This window comes from Paraprevotella xylaniphila YIT 11841 (genome assembly GCF_900683745.1).
GTDB lineage: Bacteria > Bacteroidota > Bacteroidia > Bacteroidales > Bacteroidaceae > Paraprevotella > Paraprevotella xylaniphila.
In genome coordinates, this window is record NZ_LR215980.1 from 3,312,170 (window position 1) to 3,328,808 (window position 16,639).

Here is a 16,639-nt window from a genome sequence, read left to right on the forward strand (position 1 = left end):
TAGAAAACTTTTGGCTTTCACGCCAAAGGAGATCATTTGTTTTGGCTTGTACTCTTACACAAGAAAGAATGAGTAGGATCAGATAAAAGAAATTCTTGCTTTTCATTGGGTCAATGGTTTTAATGAAGCAAAGATACGCTTTTTTTAAGGTGTCGGGAGATGAAATGAAGCCTTTTTCGTAGTTCTTGTTTGATAATCCACCCGAAAAAGATGAAAGTCCACTTCGTAAATATCACCGAGGGGTACATTTGCACAAGTCTTTTCCATTTGTGGAGGGATATGTTCCATTTAAAACACATTGAAGTTATGAAGAACAAGTTACTTTCTTTTGCGATGTTGGTGGCCTTGTCTTCTTCCGTTCCGGCGAAGAATACGGTCACGAAAATCGGCCAAGTGACGGCATCTGTGGTATTGACAGAGGATATAGACTATGTCATTACCGGAAGTGAGCCTTTTACGGTGACCGGAAGTGTCAATATCAAGAACAAGGAACATGCCGTGGTTATCTTGGAGAATATACGTCCGAGTGCAGCACTGTCATTCTTGGGATTTATTGATATAGACGGGGCTCCGGCCGTGGATGGGGAAAATTGCCAGGTGAAAATGTATGCGCAGGGGGCAATCATCATGCCTTATGCCAAAGACCTGAAACCTTTGACTGTATATTCCGAACAGAATTTCGGTGGGGAATCGGTGAATGATTTCGGTTTGGAAAATTCAGGAGGATTCATGAATACTCTGACGGAGGAAAAGCTGAACAACCGTATCCGGAGTTTCAAGTTAAAGCGTGGCTATATGGTGACATTTGCCAACAATCCGGGTGGACGCGGGTATAGCCGATGCTTCATTGCGGATGATGCGGATTTGGAAATTGCGGTTTTGCCTGAGGTACTTGACCGGCATATTTCGTCTTATCGCATTTTCAAGTGGAATGATACCCAGAAAAAGGGGTTAGCCAGTGATACCGGTAAGGGGAATAACAGCATGCTTAATTCTTCTTGGTGCTATACTTGGGGTGTGGGCTATGACATGGGAGCGGATTATGAATGTGTGCCTCATCATATCCATGAGACTTATCCATCTCCTACGGCTTTGGGGAAAGCTACATATTCCCCTCACATGAAGACAAACAATGAACCCGCGAATCCGAATGACGACCAACCGGCTACAGTGGAGCAAGTGTTGGCCAATTGGGAGGAACTCATGGCAACGGGCATGCGCCTTTGTTCGCCGTCTTATCATGACGGGGGGACTTCATGGTTGCGTAATTTCTTGAATGAGATAGACAAAAGAGGATGGCGCTGCGATATCGTGGATTTGCATTGTTATTGGACTGAAAGCCATTTTAATGATTTGCAGAAGTGGTACAATGATTTCCACCGTCCCATTTGGATTTCCGAATTCCTTTGGGGATCATCGTGGGGTAAGGCGGGAATCTTTGCCGTAGCCGACAATCGGGATTCCTTTTCCGAGGAGAATCAGCAAAAGAACTATGACGGCTTGAAACCCATATTGGACAAGTTGAACAAATGGCCTTATGTGGAACGTTATTCTTATTGGAACCATGAAAGGAACTGTTCCAAAATTATTCTCGGGAGGAAATCTCTCCATTGCAGGGAAGTATTATGCGGAAATGAACCCCGGTATAGGTTATAAGAAGGCTTATGAATATGTTCCGAAGGTCGTTTATAACGCTCCGGAAGGTTTTGATGTGGTTTATACAGAACGAACTCAAAAGCTGACGGTTCAATGGACGAATAAGAATATGGAACTGACAGACTCTACCTTATTGGAACTCAGTATCGATGGTGGGGAATGGCAGACAGTGCGGAAGTATGAATCGTCGGAAAAGGAAACTTATGTGTATAACGAAGTCTTTTCTGATGATTTCCAAAAGGGGACGTATACTTACCGTATACATAATTACGATATGGACGGGAACGAACGTCTGACGGAAGGGAAGTCCGTTTCATTAGTCGGTGCGGCAGGATCACCCGGATTGCAGTATGGCACGTTGCGGATTACGGATACTGAAGAAACCAATACGACGTTCGATGCCGGAACAACGGAAGAGTCGGCTGTTTTCATGGGGTTGGTGTCGTATAATAATCCTAAGACGGTTCCGGTCGGAACCGTGGTGTCTGTGGCTTATGATAAATTCTCGTTTTGGGCTTTCCCGTGGAATGAAGGCGATTATGTGCAGACTGTCACAGAGCCTGAGACGGTGGACTTCATGGTATTCTCCAAAGGACGTCACCAGTATGGCGATGTCATGATGGAAGTAGGTGAAACTCCGAAGAAAGTTACGGAAGACAGTGTCTGGGTCAGCTTTGAAACACCTTTTCCTGAAGGAGTGACTCCGGTGGTGATAGCCAACGTCGTGTCCCGTTACAAGGTGCATCCTTATATGGTGAAAGTATGGAATGTGACCCATGAAGGCTTTGCCGTCAAATTGTCCCGGCAAGCCGCTTTGGACGGGACGTTGGAAACTTTTGCCGGACAACCTTTGTGCTATGTGGCCGCCACGCCCGGTGAAGCTTGGATTGAGGACGGAAATAAGAAATTGACCGTCGGACGGAATACGGTGGATAAAGTGGACGGGCGCAGGTCCCGTCTTGTGAACCTGTTGGATGGAAGTGGGGCGGCAGTTTCTCTTCTGAATCCTTATTTCCTTTGTGGTCCTCAAACCGATAATTATCCTTCTGCCTCAGTGTATCGGATAGCAGAGCAGATTAAGTCTCCGTCGGAAACCGATGCAAGCTTGTTGCTGACTACCGGTCTGAAAGTTATCCGCCAGAAGGATGAGACCGCTGAAGTCCATGTTGTGGACAATGCGGCGGCTAATGGGGATTTGATGGGATGGATAGCCATTAGTGAGAACTATGGCGGGACGAAGGTCGACGATGTCCGGAATCCTGAAGTGAAGGTTTGGGCAGAAGATGGCCGTATTGTAGTGTCCGGCACGGAGGATTACCGTATATACGGTCTTGACGGAAGGCAAATGCCGCGAGGGCAGCGGTTGCCGGATGGCATTTATATCGTAAAGACCGAGGGAAAAACTGTGAAAATCATGGTGTCTTCTGTAAAGTGAAAGGTTTAGTGTTTTTAATTCATCCAATACAAATTAAAAAATGAAGATTATGAAAAACAAAATGTTAGCGTTGGTGGCCCTTTGTGGAGCCACATCATCCACCATGCCTTTGTGGGCGGCAGAATGGGCCGACCCAGTGTTGGAATTTGCCGCACCCGACTTGAAGACCGATGGCACGGGCGGTGGGGTATATTACGTTTACCATGTGGCTACCCAAAAGTTTATGTGTAACGGGAATTACAAGGACAACTGGAACACGGAGCTTGTGGTGGCCGATGAAGGACGGGAGGTAACCCTGAGTTATGGAGACGATTACGAATTGAGTCGTCGGCCTGAAACAGATCCCGAATATTCCGTTGAAAAAGGTTGGCGTTTAAGCATGAAAAATGCACCCTCTAATGGCGGTTTTCACGAATTGTTCATCAGGGCTGCTTCCATGGTGATATGCGTGGACCATAACAAACAGGGGCACATGTTGTGGCAGATTATGCCGCAAGAGAATGGAACCTATCGTATCAAAATTATAGATGGGGATAAATTGTATGGGGTGGAAGCTTCGGATGGCATATATAAAAATTCTTATGTGGCCGTCAACGAAGGGGAAACCGGGGTGAATCCTGTGCTTAATCCTGAGACAGCCGGTTACATGAATGCTGGTTTGGATTGGAAATTTGTCACACCGGAAGCTTATGAAGCTTATAAGGCCAAGCTTGAATTGCAGGATGCGTTGGAGAAAGCCGACGAGGCAGGGTTTACGGATTATGCGGAGTATGCCGGCATATATGAAAACCCCGATGCAACGGCGGAAGAGACGGAAAAAGCTGTTGGAAAATTGTCCCAGGCCATCATTGATTTCAAATATAATGCTGCCACGGAGGCGAATCCGATGGATGTGACAGAGTTGATTTCCAATCCTATGTTTGACGGGAATGCAAATGGTTGGGTTTCTCAAAGGGATGCCGTACCGGGAGGGGCACAGGATAATTTCGGTTATACTTCCGGAACAATTACGACATCCGATGGCGTGCCGTTTACGACTTGTTTTCAACGTTGGAATTCTAAAACTCAAGTACCTCGCCAACCGGATTGGTCCGTCACGCAGGATTTGACGGGACTTCCGGATGGTAAATACCGGTTGAAGGCATATATCCTGACGAATGTAACGGGAATGCAACCCGAAGGGCGGTTTCTGGTCGCCAAGACTTTGGCCGGCGAGAAGCGTACGGAGGCTAATGTGCCGTCGCCGGACGGAAGTGCCTATGCTGTTCCTTATACTGTGGATTTTTCTGTTATTGGTGGTACGGCCACGATAGGCATGATAGTGGAAAATTGCAACTCTAATTGGTCTTCTGTGAGTAATTTTTCATTGCAGTATTATGGGAAATCCGGTGCGGCTACTTTCCGTGATGCCTTGCTTGAATCCATAGCGGATGCAGAGAAAAAATATGCGGAATATACGGAGGCTCATGTCACTTTCAGTAATGTAGGAAAGGAGAAATATGAAGAAACGATTCAGGCGGCCAAGGCTGCGGCGGAAAACCAGGAGATAAAAGATGAGGATTTGAGGCAGGTAATCGATGTGGTGCAGGCACGTATGGATTCTTTGGCATTGGATATTTCCGCTTATGAGAGTTTGAATGCCCAACGGTTGGAATTGGAAAAGGCTTACGAAGAGAATCCCTATTCCGAAAACGGCTTGGAGGGTTATGAAGCTTTTTTGGACGGCTTGCTGGAGGCTTATGAGCGTTGCACTTTCAATCCCAATGAAGTGGACAGCATCCAGTCGCGTGCGGACCGGATATTTAAGTATTCCGTATTGGAATTATTGAGAAATGGTGGGACGACCGATGTGACGGGATTGTTTGTCAATCCGGATTTCACTTCCGACAATACCGGATGGACAAAGACCGGGAACGGGGAGTTTAAAAATTCCAACGAGGTGGCCGAGGTTTGGAACGGTACAGATTTTGAAATGTATCAGGAAGTGACAGGTCTTCCGGAGGGAACATATAAGATAACCATGCAAGGGTTCTACTCTCCGAGTTCCACGGACAAAAGCTGGCAGGCTTCTTGGGGGACAGAAGGGGATGGGCTTAACGAGGTGAAAGCTTCCCTTTTCGGAAACGATGTGTCCGTGAAGCTCCATCATGTGCTGGCATATCCGCAAACGGAAGACATTGCGGGCAATTGCGAACAAGTCTTTGAAACAGGCGATCCTGCCGTTGACGGCATGTGGTTCTGTCACGGGACTTCTTCTGCGCATGAGATTTTCGGCCTGTCTCCCGACAATTATCGGAATACGGTGAACTGCTATGTGACGGACGATGGCCGCTTGCGCATAGGAGTGAAGATGGCCGGAGCCGAGTTAAAGGCTGCTTGGGCGCTTTTCGACCATTTCGAGGTGGAATATCTTGGAGCGGAGGATATGAGTGGTGCCAAATCGGTAATCAGTGCCCTGATAGGGGAAGCCGCAGCCATGCGCGACGAGGAACTGCAACTTACTACGCGTGAGGCTCGGAAAACATTGTCGGCAGCGGTAGAGTCGGCTTCGGCAGTACTCGACCAGTTGACGTTGGAAACCTATAAAGAGCAAATGGCATCGTTGGATGCCGCTATCGCCATGGGCAAAGAAGCACTTGAGGCTGCGTCTGCCTTGGAGGCTACAGTATACGGGCATGATGCCAAGATGCAGAGCGAGGACGGAGGTTATTCCGATTATGTGGGCACACCGGAGTTTGATGAGTTCGAAGCTTTGATAATAGAACTTTTAGGAAAGATAGAAAGCAACGAGAATGCTGTTTTCGAGTCGGTTGCCGAGATAGAGGATTATAATGTAAGAATAACTAAAGCCTATGCCAATATGGTGGTCGGCCACATGGATTTGGCTTCCGCTTCAATCGACACCCCGTTGGACATGACTTCAGTGCTCATGACACCGAGTTTTTCGGATAAGGATGAAGAAGGTGGGGATGTGAATGCTTCAGACGGATGGGTCTCGTCCATGGTGGGCGGAAAGGCCGAGAATCAGGACTTGGTCTATGAGTTTTACGACACGAAGTCGTGCGACTTGCATCAAACGCTGTACCATCTCCCGAAAGGGTATTACCGTGTGGTGTACAACGGGCTTTACCGTGCCGGTGAGCTCATATCGGCAGCGTTGGCCCGCCGTGACAGTGCCGATTCATGGCATGCGGAGGCTTATGTGGAAGTGGGGCAAGGCAAGTGGAGCGAGAAGTTCCAATCCATTTTCGACGGAGTGAGCGAATATAAATATGATACGTCAGACCGCGTGTTGGCAGATTCCTTGTTCCCCGATTCTCCGCAACTCCTCTACCATTGCACGGTGGATTCCCGTGTCGGGGCACGTACGGCTTTCGAGGCGGGCGAGTATGAAGGGATTTTCAGTTTCCAAGTTTCGGAAGAAGGCCAGGATGTGGTCTTAGGGGTACGCAAAAATGAATACGTCAAGAACGACTGGCTTTGTTTCGATAATTTCCGCTTGTATTATTTGGGTGATGGTGATGCGAACAAACCGGACGATTTTGTGGATTCCGTGGATGATGTGATGGCAGAAGGGACGCAGAAGGTCGTAGATACGTTATGGTACACGATTGACGGTGTACGCGTGTCTGCCCCGGGACGGCGCGGCATTTACATCCGCGAAGACCGGATGGAAGATGGCACGAAGAGGACTGTGAAAATTATGGTCAGATAGGATTTCATGATGCACGGCAAGTAATCAATGGGAGGGCGGTCTTTGTGAAAAGGCCGCCTTTTTAGTGTTTGGGTATCATTGTCCACCTCAAAAACACGTTTTTCCACGTGATTTTAGAATAAGTGCATTAATTTTGCGAGGTGCTAATGATAAAAAAGAAAAGGATGAAGATGGAATTTATAAGGCGGTTCGTTGGGCTTTTCATATTATATGGCAGGTTTGCCCTTTTGGCCGTAGGGGGGTATGTGTTCACGATGTCGTCGTATGCTTTTTCCGGAAAGGAACGTGCGGAGTTGTTTGTATCCGGATGGCGTTTCCATTTGGGCAATCCGGAGGGGGATGCCTCTCGCCAAGATTTCGACGACGGTGCATGGCGGTTGTTGGACTTGCCTCACGACTGGAGCATAGAGGGCGATTTCAGTGCCGACCATCCGGCACGTAAGGAAGGAGGGGCGTTGCCCGGTGGATTGGGTTGGTATCGTAAGGTTTTTGAGGCTCCGCGTGAATGGCAGGGAAAGAAAGTCTTCGTGGATTTTGACGGGGTGTACATGAATTCGGAAGTGTTCGTAAACGGAAACTCTTTGGGCGTGCGTCCTTATGGTTACAGTTCGTTCCGGTACGACCTGACCCCTTATTTGAAGTGGGGAGAGCGCAATGTATTGGCCGTGAAAGTTGACAATAGTACCCAACCCAATTCCCGTTGGTATTCAGGTAGCGGAATCTACCGTAACGTATGGCTTACGGTGGTGGAGCCTGTCCATGTGGGGCATTGGGGCACGTTCGTGACCACTCCGGAAGTGACCGGTGAGAAGGCGGTAATGGAGGTGCGTACTATGGTGAAGAATGACGGGCAGGCAGGCCGTAGGGTAGGAGTCGTTTCCACCCTCCTTGATGCACGGGGACGGATGGTGGCTGGGCAGTCCGGTTTTGTAGATGTGCCGGCCGGTGGGTGCTCCGAGGCGAGTCACACTTTGATTATGACGGCTCCCGAGCTTTGGAGCACTGAGCACCCTTATTTATATAAGGTAAGGACGGAACTTAAAGTAGACGGACGTAGCGTAGATACTTACTATACTACCACTGGCGTGCGTCATTTCAAGTTTGATGCCCGGACGGGATTTTGGCTCAACGGGAAACACATGAAGATAAACGGAGTGTGCATGCACCATGATTTGGGATGCCTTGGGGCGGCGGTCAATGTCCGTGCCATCAAGAGGCAACTGGAGATATTGAAGGAGATGGGCTGCAACGGTATCCGTTGCACGCATAACCCGCCTGCGCCCGAATTGCTCGACCTTTGCGACCGTATGGGCTTCGTGGTGATGGATGAGGCTTTCGACATGTGGCGTATCCATAAAACCGCATACGATTACGCCTGCTATTTCGACCGTTGGCATGAGCGTGATTTGGCAGACCTTGTATTGCGGGACCGCAACCATCCTTGCATCTTCATGTGGAGCGTGGGGAATGAAGTGGGGGAGCAATGGCGTAATGCAGGGCGCGACACCTTGTCGGTCGAAGATGCCAATATCCTATTGAATTTCGGTCGAGACGAGTCGGATTTGCCCCGGTTGGAGGGGACGCATGTCAATACGCTCTTAGCGGCCAAGCTTGCCGGTCTTGTACGCCGTTATGACCCTACGCGTCCCGTGTTGACGGGAAACAACAGTGGAGGAAAGGACAACCTGTTGCACAAGCCGGAGGCCGGAATGGATATTATCGGTTACAATTATTGTGTGTGGGACATTCCGAAAGTGCCCAAGGTGTTTCCCGGAAGGCCATTTTTGCTTACAGAGTCTATTTCAGGCTTGATGACGCGGGGATTCTACCGTATGCCCTCCGATTCCATGTACGTGTGGCCTATGCGCGGTGAGGTACGTGTGCCGGAGGGGAGCAATCATCTGACTTCGGCTTACGATAATTGCCATGTGCCATGGGGATGTAGTCATGAGGCAGGGATGCGTATGGTGAAAAACAACGATTTCATCTCCGGGCAATATGTCTGGACGGGTTTCGACTATATCGGGGAACCTACGCCCTTCCCGTTCCCATCACGCAGTTCCTATTTCGGAATCATAGATTTAGCCGGGTTTCCCAAGGACGTGTATTACATGTACCAGTCGGAATGGGCTGAAAAACCGGTGCTCCACCTTTTTCCGCATTGGAATTGGAAAGAAGGACAGAAGGTGGACTTATGGGTGTATTACAACCAGGCCGATGAGGTGGAGCTTTTCGTGAATGGCAAGAGCCAAGGGACAAAACGTAAGGGACGGGATGATTTTCATGTGGCTTGGCGTGTAAGGTATGAGCCGGGCACGGTGAAGGCCGTGTCGAGAAAGGACGGAAAGGAAGTCTTGGTGCGCGAAATCCATACGGCGGGTGTACCGGCACGAATCCGGTTGACAGCCGACCGCGACACGCTTTGTGCGGACGGGAGGGATTTGGCATTCGTCACGGTGGAAGTTTTGGACAGGGACGGAAACCTTTGTCCCGAAGCTGAAAACTTGGTGCATTTCGAGGTCGGGGGACAGGTTTTGATAGCCGGTGTGGACAATGGCAGCCCTTTCTCGATGGAACGTTTCAAGGACACGAAACGTAAGGCTTTCTTCGGTAAATGTTTGGTCGTATTGCAAAGCAACGGGAAGGCCGGGCATGCCACGTTGAAGGCGGTGTCCGAAGGATTGGACGGAGCAGAGCTCAAAATTAAGATGGAGCGGAGTAGATAACAACATATTAGAAGATGAAGAATATGAATTTGAAAGACAAGATGGTGAGTGTGAAGACGGCAGGGCTTTGTGCCTTGCTTTTAGCCGGACAGCCGGCATGGTCGGGTACGGGGAAAGACGAGGTAATCCGGCACAATTCCGTGTCCGTAATGCTCGGTGCACCGAAGGTGAAATACAGCAAGATGATTTTCGGGCAGTTTATCGAGCACTTCGATAATCAGGTGTACGGTGGATTGTACGACCCGGAGTCTAAGTTTGCCGATGAAGACGGCTTCCGTAAGGATGTAATTGAGGCTTTGAGGGAAATCAAGACCCCTATCGTGCGTTGGCCGGGTGGCTGTTTCGTATCGACCTATCATTGGCTAGACGGAGTGGGGAAAGAACGTACCCCGGTGTACGACAAGACCTGGCAGGTAGAAGATCCGAACACTTTCGGGACGGATGAATATATAAAATGGTGCCGGAAGGTGGGGTGTGAACCTTATATTTGTACCAATGCAGGAACAGGGACTCCGGAGGAGATGAGCGATTGGGTGGAATATTGTAACCTCACTGTCGGGAAATACGGACGGATGCGTGCCGCGAACGGCCATCCGGAACCTTACAACGTGAAGTATTGGAGCGTGGGGAATGAAAACTGGGGCGCACACGAATTGGGGGCGCGTACGGTACAGGAGTGGGGACCCATGGTACGTGAGTCGGCCAAGTTGATGCGCAGCGTGACGAAGGATGCCAAGCTGTTTGCCGCCGCCACGTCGGACAAGAATTGGACAATGCCTTTATTGCGCGAAGCCGGTCCTTATTTGGATTATATAGCTATCCATGGTTATTGGGACCCGCTCTTCCATGTCAACAATCCTGCGCCTTTTCTGAAGTGTATGATGAAAACGGATGCTCCGGAGCAAGACATCCAAAGGACTATCGGCATATTGGATGAGGCCGGGTTCGGCGGAGGAAAGATAAAAATCGCTTACGATGAGTGGAATTTGCGCAACTGGCACCATCCTTGGCATGGCGACTTGCGTCGCGGTTTCGATTTGGAGGCGCGCCGTAAGAACGATATGGCTTCCACTTACACGATGGCAGACGCTTTGTTTTCCGCCTGTTTCCTGAATGCCTGCCTGCGTCATTCCGACGTGGTGGACATAGCTTGTTTCGCTCCGGTGGTCAACACGCGTGGGCCTATCTTCGTGCATCCCGACGGTATCGTGAGACGTACTACGTTTTATGTCTTTAAGATGTACACCAATGGACTGGAAGATTATATGCTTCCGGTTGCTTTGGAAGCCGGGCGGTTGACGCAAGGCAGCCAGTCCACGGCAGTGTTCGATGTCGTGCTGACGGGGAATGCGGACGGAACGCGTTATGTTTACGCGGTGGTGAATAAGGATCCGGAGAAAAGCCATGCCCTGACGTTGGATTTCAAAAGTCTGGGAGTGAAAGAACCGCGTAAACTCAAGGGGACCGTATTGAGCGGGACTTCCGCAGACGATTATAATGACATAGGGAAGGAACGGGTGGTGCCCGAGGAACGTAGTTTTGAGGTACGGGATGCCGCAGTGGTTTTACCTCCCCATTCCCTGACGTTGTTGAGGTTGGAAAAATGAGACGATGGTTGGCCGGTAAATTAGGGTGAGTGAAAATTTGTTTTACACCTTGATTTGGAATTTCGTTCTGCGCCAAACGAAATTTCATTCTCAGCCAAATGAAAAAAAGTTCTCCTGAGATTGATTTTCCAATCTCAGGAGATTTTTTTAGCCATCATAACGTCTTGAAAATGTGAACGGTGTGTTTTGGAAAGTTGTTATGTAATTTCTTTACTTTTGGCCTGCCCGGGCGATCCTGCCGTTTGAACGTGGGTAAAGAAAAAACCTCTTTCCTCCTTTTTAGGGGAGAAGAAAGAGGTTTATGGCTTGATAAGGGACATGATGTCTGGTTTACTTCAGGATGTCTTTCATCCCGTCTTTCGTCAGGTTGCCGATGTTCTCACGCATGGCTGTGTCGCCTTTCAGGTTTTCCAGTTTGTAGTAGTCCATGAAACCCATGTGACCGTCGCGCAGGGCTTGTGCCAAAGCTTTGGGCACTTCGGCTTCAGCCTGGATGACTTCGGCGCGGGCTTCCTGCGCCTTGGCTTTCATTTCCTGTTCGGCGGCAATGGCCATGGCACGGCGTTCCTCGGCCTTGGCCTGCGCGATGTTTTTGTCGGCGTTGGCCTGATCTATTTGCAGGGTGGCACCGATGTTCTTACCCACGTCGATATCGGCGATGTCGATGGACAGGATTTCAAAAGCCGTACCGGCATCTAGCCCCTTTTTGAGCACCAGTTTGGAGATGGAGTCCGGGTTTTCCAGAACCTGTTCGTGGTTTTCGGCCGAACCGATGGAAGATACGATGCCTTCGCCTACACGGGCCAGGATGGTGTCCTCGCCTGCACCTCCCACAAGTTGGTGGATGTTGGCGCGTACGGTGACGCGGGCCTTTGCTATCAACTGGATACCGTTTTTGGCTACGGCGGCTACGGGTGGCGTGTCGATTACCTTCGGGTTGACGGAAGTCTGCACGGCCTCGAACACGTCGCGGCCCGCCAGGTCTATGGCCGTGGCCTTTTCAAAAGGCAGGTCGATGTTGGCTTTCGATGCCGAAACCAAGGCATGTACCACGCGTTGCACATGTCCGCCCGTCATGTAGTGGGCTTCCAGATTGTCGCGGGTGATGTTCTTCAGGCCGGCCTTATGGGCCTCGATGAGGCTCGGCACGATGACACCGGGCGGCACGTTGCGGATGCGCATCAGGAAGAGCTGTATCAACGAGATGCGCACGCCCGATACTTTGGCGGAGAGCCAAAGGAAGAACGGTACGAAATGAAAGAATATCGCCAGAAAAATGATGGCGACGATGGCGATGACCACCGGAAAAACAATTGGATCTAATAACATGATATCAGAAAATTAAAGGGTGAATAATATGTTTATTTCTTTTTGACGGTGATTTGGGCATCCTCTACGCGAACTACTACTACGGGAGTGCCTTCGTCCAGGAAACCGTCGGCCGATTTGACTTCCACGGTCCGGCCGCCGATGTCCGCGTTACCGATGAGGGCGAGCCGGGTAATGGCCACTCCCTCGTCTCCGGGGCGTACGGAAAGTTGTTCCGCCGAGGCTGCCGTGGAATCGATACTTTTGTGGAGCGAATATTTCTCCAATGTCTTGGAGTGCATCAGCCAGTAGCCTAACAGTCCGCAGGCTACGATGGATGCTGCGCAGGCCCACAGCCCGGTGGCCAGTCCAAACCAACTGAAGGCTACGTAGTTGGCACCTACGAGGCAGCAAGCTGCCGCTATGCCCGCTATGCTGATGCCCGGGAAGACGAACAACTCTATGGCGAGCAGGATGGCGCATAGGGCGAATAAGATGATAAGCGTAAATATTTCCATGGTCTTGGGGTTTTAGGGGTCAGTAACCTTGCCTGTATTTGGTTTCATGTTGGTCTTCCAACATGTTGAGATAAGAGGCATAGCGGCTTTCGCTGATGAGGTGTTCCTCTACGGCGCGGCGTACGGCGCAGCCCGGCTCATGGGTGTGCGTGCAATTGTTGTATTTGCAGTCTGCCGAAATCTGGAAAATTTCGCGGAAGTAGTGTGCCACTTCTTCTTTCTCGAAGTCGAATGTGCCGAATCCTTTGATGCCTGGGGTGTCGATGACGTAACCGCCGCCCGGCAAGCTGAACATCTCGCTGAATGTCGTGGTGTGCATGCCCGTGTCGTGTGCGGCTGAAATTTCTGCAGTCCGCAGGTTCAGGTCGGGTATCAGTTTGTTCAGTAGGGTAGATTTCCCTACGCCGGAATGGCCGGAGAACAGGGTGGTGCGTTTTTCCAAGCTTTCGCGCAGCGCGCCGATGCCGGTAGACTGCAAGGCCGAACAGGCATGGCAGGGATAGCCGATGGTGGTGTACAGGTGCATCATGCCTTCCATGTAACGGAGGTCGTCGGCATCATAGCAATCGGTCTTGTTGAAAACGAGCGATACCGGAACGCGGTACGCTTCGGCCGAAGCCAGGAAACGGTCGATGAAGGTGGTGGAAGTTTCCGGATGGCTGACGGTTACGATTAAAAAAGCCTGGTCTACGTTGGCTGCGATAATATGGCTTTGTTTGGACAGGTTGGAAGCTTTCCGGATGATGTAGTTCTTACGGTCTTCTATTTCTGTGATGAAAGCCGTCCCCTCCGCATTGACGGTGATTTGCACAAAATCGCCTACCGCCACCGGGTTGGTGCTGCGTATGCCTTTCAGGCGGAAGTTGCCTTTGATTTTAGAATCAACAAGTTGGCCGTCGTCCGTGCGGACGACGTACCAACTCCCTGTATTACGGATGACAAGCCCTCGCATCAGACGGTCATGATTTCTTTGTCTTTGGCCGCATACAAGTCATCGATTTGTTTGATGTACTTGTCATGCACCTTTTGCAATTTGGCCTCCGAGTTCTTTTGTTCGTCTTCAGCCATGCCGTCTTTCACTGCTTTTTTCAGGGCATCGATGGCGTCGCGGCGTGCGTTGCGTACGCTGACCTTTGCCGTTTCGCATTCGGCCTTACATTGTTTGGCCAACTGTTTGCGGCGTTCCTCGGTCAAGGGCGGGATGCCGATACGGATAATTTCACCGTTGTTTTCCGGCATGATGCCCAATTCGGAATCTATAATCGCTTTTTCGATGGCGCGGAACATGTTTTTGTCCCACGGCTTGATGGCGATGCTGCGGGCATCGGGTGTGTTGACGGCTGCCACATTATTGATGGGTACCATGGAACCGTAGGAATCCACACGGATGCCGTCGAGCAAACGGATGTCGGCCTTTCCTGCACGGATGTGCGCCAAGGCTTCGTCCAGGTACATTACCGCCATGTCCATTTTCTCCTGCGCTTCGTCAAGGATAGTCTTTGAATCTGCCATAATCTGTTCTTTTGTTAAGATGATATATTGATACTATGATACTTTAAAAAACAAAAGTAGCGGATTTTTTATTCATCTGCAATAAAACGGGGGAGGAATTATCGGAAAGTCTTCTGGCATGGTACTCGTTTTCATCTTATTTGTTCTTTTTCACTTAAAAACCTATCTTTGTAGTTTCATTCTAAAAAGAGAGGGATATGCTGAAGAGTTATTTGGTATTGTTGATGGCCATTGTTTTTGAAACGGTGGCAACTTCTTTTCTGAAACAAAGCGGGCAGTTTACGAAGTTTTGGCCTTCGGTGGTGACGGTAGTCGGGTATGCGGCGGCTTTTTATTGCCTTAGCTTGGTGCTGAAACACATCCCGGTGGGCATTGCATACGCCATTTGGTCGGGCGTGGGAATCGTGCTGATAGCCGTCATCGGTTCCACGGTGTTTAAGCAACATCTTGACAGGCCGGCCGTGTTGGGGTTGGCTTTGATTATTGCCGGTGTGGTGGTGATTAACGTGTTCTCGGATTCTGTATCTCACTGATTTCCGTTATGGGGGTATAAAAGTGCCCGTCATGTGTTCGGCATGGCGGGCATTGCGTTTTATATATCGGTCGTTTTGGAGCAGATGCTGAATCAGTTGTGTACCAAAGTCCCGATGTTTTCTCCTTCCATTACTTTTTTTAGGTTTCCGTACACGTCCATGTTGAAGACATAGATGGGCAGGTTGTTCTCCTTGCACATCGTGGTTGCGGTGAGGTCCATTACTTTCAGGCCCTTGTGGTAGATTTCATCGTATGTGATTTCACTGAACTTTGTGGCCGTGGGGTCTTTTTCCGGGTCGGCCGTGTACACACCGTCCACACGCGTCCCTTTAAGCATCACGTCGGCTTCGATTTCAATGCCGCGCAACGATGAACCCGTGTCGGTCGTGAAATAAGGGTTGCCCGTGCCGGCGCTCATGATGACCACTTCTCCGGCTTCCATGTATCCGATGGCTTTCCATTTGCTGTAAAACTCGCCGATCGGCTCCATGCGGATGGCGGTCAGCACACGGCTTTTCACGCCGATGGCCCCCAACGCGCTGCTCAGTCCGAGCGAATTGATGACCGTGGCGCACATGCCCATCTGGTCGCCTTTGACGCGGTCGAATCCTTTGCCTGCACCGCTCAGGCCACGGAAAATGTTGCCGCCGCCGATGACGATGCCGATTTGCACGCCCATGTCGTGCACTTCCTTGATTTGTTCCGCATATTCGGCCAGACGTTTTTCGTCGATGCCGTAACGTTGTTCTCCCATGAGGCTCTCGCCGCTCAGTTTGAGGAGTATCCTTTTGAATTTAGCCATAATAAAGTATTTTGGTTGGTTAAAGTACGAATGGGGCGGACGGGTTTGTGCCCGACGGTATCAGGTGGCTTACTTCCTTGAAGGCGTATCTTCGTGTAATGCCGTTCCTGTCGGTCAGGACCAGGTGCCCGGTAGGTTCCACGTCGTGGATTTCGGCTTCGAAAACACCGTCCGCGTCTTGATAAAGGTGAAAACCGTTGCATCGGTAAAGCTGTTCCCGGTAGCTACGGGCGATGTCCTCCGTTCGGCCTTGTTGGATGTTCCGGTAATAGTCCTTGAAACGTTTGATGATGTCGGCTAAGATGAATACCGGTTCCTCTTCTTTTCCTGTGATTTGTCGGAGCGAGACCGGATTGGGGGCATCGCTGCAGAACGTTTGTTGGTTTATATTGATGCCGGCTCCTATGATGCAATTCTCGATGCATCTTCCTATCAGGGTGTTCTCGATGAGCATGCCGCAGATTTTCCGGTCCTTCCAGTAGATGTCGTTCGGCCATTTGACGCAGATGTCTTTGGCATAGCCGGACAATGTTTCGCAGACAGACAGTGCCATGGCTTGGGACAGGATGAACTGCCGGTTGGCTTCCACTTCGCGGGGATGGAAGAGCAGGCCGAACAAAAGGTTCTTACCGGCTTCCGATTCCCAAGAATTACCGGCTTGTCCTCGTCCGGCAGTCTGGAAGTCAGCCGTGGCCAGAATCATGTCTTTCGGAGAAACTGGACGATAATGTTTCAGGAAATCGATGGTGGAGCCTGTCGAGTGGAGCCGTATCCATTCGAACCATGGCGAATCGTCCAATATGTAAAGTGAATGCGTCATATTCAA

General features: G+C 50.2%; 12 protein-coding genes. 6 read left to right on the plus strand and 6 right to left on the minus strand.

Annotation, left to right across the window (positions count from 1 at the left end; genetic code table 11):
• The first annotated feature begins 306 nt into the window (after positions 1 to 306).
• From E0E47_RS17690 to E0E47_RS13800, 5 genes are all read left to right on the plus strand, one after another.
• Positions 307 to 1,656, plus strand: coding sequence for a glycosyl hydrolase (locus E0E47_RS17690; RefSeq protein ID WP_232038453.1), 1,350 nt, complete (start codon positions 307 to 309; stop codon positions 1,654 to 1,656).
• Positions 1,565 to 3,091: a hypothetical protein gene (locus tag E0E47_RS17695; RefSeq protein ID WP_232038454.1), complete on the plus strand. Its 1,527-nt coding sequence runs from the start codon at positions 1,565 to 1,567 to the stop codon at positions 3,089 to 3,091. The genes E0E47_RS17690 and E0E47_RS17695 overlap by 92 nt, the downstream gene beginning before the upstream one ends.
• 49 nt (positions 3,092 to 3,140) lie before the next feature.
• Positions 3,141 to 6,806, plus strand: coding sequence for a hypothetical protein (locus tag E0E47_RS13790; RefSeq protein WP_232038455.1), 3,666 nt, complete (start codon positions 3,141 to 3,143; stop codon positions 6,804 to 6,806).
• Positions 6,807 to 6,976: 170 nt separating this feature from the next.
• Positions 6,977 to 9,532, plus strand: a complete 2,556-nt coding sequence (locus tag E0E47_RS13795) for a glycoside hydrolase family 2 TIM barrel-domain containing protein (RefSeq protein WP_420873309.1) — start codon at positions 6,977 to 6,979, stop codon at positions 9,530 to 9,532.
• Between the two features lie 14 nt (positions 9,533 to 9,546).
• Positions 9,547 to 11,139 (plus strand): alpha-L-arabinofuranosidase C-terminal domain-containing protein, encoded by a 1,593-nt coding sequence (locus E0E47_RS13800; RefSeq protein ID WP_197730278.1) that lies wholly within the window; start codon positions 9,547 to 9,549, stop codon positions 11,137 to 11,139.
• Between the two features lie 330 nt (positions 11,140 to 11,469).
• Here E0E47_RS13800 and floA read toward each other — a convergent pair whose 3' ends face one another.
• From floA to frr, 4 genes are read right to left on the minus strand one after another with little or no spacing between them, the layout of a single operon-like run.
• Positions 11,470 to 12,468: a flotillin-like protein FloA gene (gene floA, locus E0E47_RS13805; RefSeq protein WP_008629688.1), complete on the minus strand. Its 999-nt coding sequence runs from the start codon at positions 12,466 to 12,468 to the stop codon at positions 11,470 to 11,472.
• Positions 12,469 to 12,500: 32 nt separating this feature from the next.
• Positions 12,501 to 12,965 carry an NfeD family protein gene (locus tag E0E47_RS13810; protein ID WP_008629689.1) on the minus strand — a complete coding sequence of 155 codons (465 nt, stop codon included), beginning with the start codon at positions 12,963 to 12,965 and terminating at the stop codon, positions 12,501 to 12,503.
• Positions 12,966 to 12,984: 19 nt separating this feature from the next.
• A complete protein-coding gene (rsgA, locus tag E0E47_RS13815; protein ID WP_008629690.1) occupies positions 12,985 to 13,917 on the minus strand; it encodes a ribosome small subunit-dependent GTPase A in 933 nt (310 codons plus the stop codon).
• Entirely contained in the window at positions 13,917 to 14,477 is a 561-nt protein-coding gene (gene frr / locus E0E47_RS13820) for a ribosome recycling factor (RefSeq protein ID WP_008629691.1), read from the minus strand. Before frr ends, rsgA begins: the two co-directional genes overlap by 1 nt.
• A gap of 200 nt (positions 14,478 to 14,677) precedes the next feature.
• On the opposite strand from frr, the gene E0E47_RS13825 reads away from it, so the two are divergent.
• Positions 14,678 to 15,010: a DMT family transporter gene (locus E0E47_RS13825; RefSeq protein ID WP_172604777.1), complete on the plus strand. Its 333-nt coding sequence runs from the start codon at positions 14,678 to 14,680 to the stop codon at positions 15,008 to 15,010.
• 92 nt (positions 15,011 to 15,102) lie between these two features.
• On the opposite strand, the gene pyrH is transcribed toward E0E47_RS13825, so the two are convergent.
• Entirely contained in the window at positions 15,103 to 15,813 is a 711-nt protein-coding gene (pyrH, locus tag E0E47_RS13830; protein ID WP_008629699.1) for a UMP kinase, read from the minus strand.
• A gap of 19 nt (positions 15,814 to 15,832) precedes the next feature.
• Positions 15,833 to 16,633, minus strand: coding sequence for a biotin--[acetyl-CoA-carboxylase] ligase (locus tag E0E47_RS13835; protein WP_130894006.1), 801 nt, complete (start codon positions 16,631 to 16,633; stop codon positions 15,833 to 15,835).
• Positions 16,634 to 16,639: the final 6 nt, after the last annotated feature.

Bases quoted from the DNA above. Each gene is read 5' to 3' on its own strand.
- rsgA (WP_008629690.1), bottom strand. From the start codon at position 13,917: ATGCGAGGGCTTGTCATCCGTAATACAGGGAGTTGGTACGTCGTCCGC.
- floA (WP_008629688.1), bottom strand. From the start codon at position 12,468: ATGTTATTAGATCCAATTGTTTTTCCGGTGGTCATCGCCATCGTCGCC.
- E0E47_RS13835 (WP_130894006.1), bottom strand. From the start codon at position 16,633: ATGACGCATTCACTTTACATATTGGACGATTCGCCATGGTTCGAATGG.
- E0E47_RS13800 (WP_197730278.1), top strand. From the start codon at position 9,547: ATGAAGAATATGAATTTGAAAGACAAGATGGTGAGTGTGAAGACGGCA.
- E0E47_RS17695 (WP_232038454.1), top strand. From the start codon at position 1,565: ATGAAAGGAACTGTTCCAAAATTATTCTCGGGAGGAAATCTCTCCATT.
- pyrH (WP_008629699.1), bottom strand. From the start codon at position 15,813: ATGGCTAAATTCAAAAGGATACTCCTCAAACTGAGCGGCGAGAGCCTC.
- E0E47_RS13810 (WP_008629689.1), bottom strand. From the start codon at position 12,965: ATGGAAATATTTACGCTTATCATCTTATTCGCCCTATGCGCCATCCTG.
- E0E47_RS13795 (WP_420873309.1), top strand. From the start codon at position 6,977: ATGGAATTTATAAGGCGGTTCGTTGGGCTTTTCATATTATATGGCAGG.
- E0E47_RS17690 (WP_232038453.1), top strand. From the start codon at position 307: ATGAAGAACAAGTTACTTTCTTTTGCGATGTTGGTGGCCTTGTCTTCT.
- E0E47_RS13790 (WP_232038455.1), top strand. From the start codon at position 3,141: ATGAAAAACAAAATGTTAGCGTTGGTGGCCCTTTGTGGAGCCACATCA.
- frr (WP_008629691.1), bottom strand. From the start codon at position 14,477: ATGGCAGATTCAAAGACTATCCTTGACGAAGCGCAGGAGAAAATGGAC.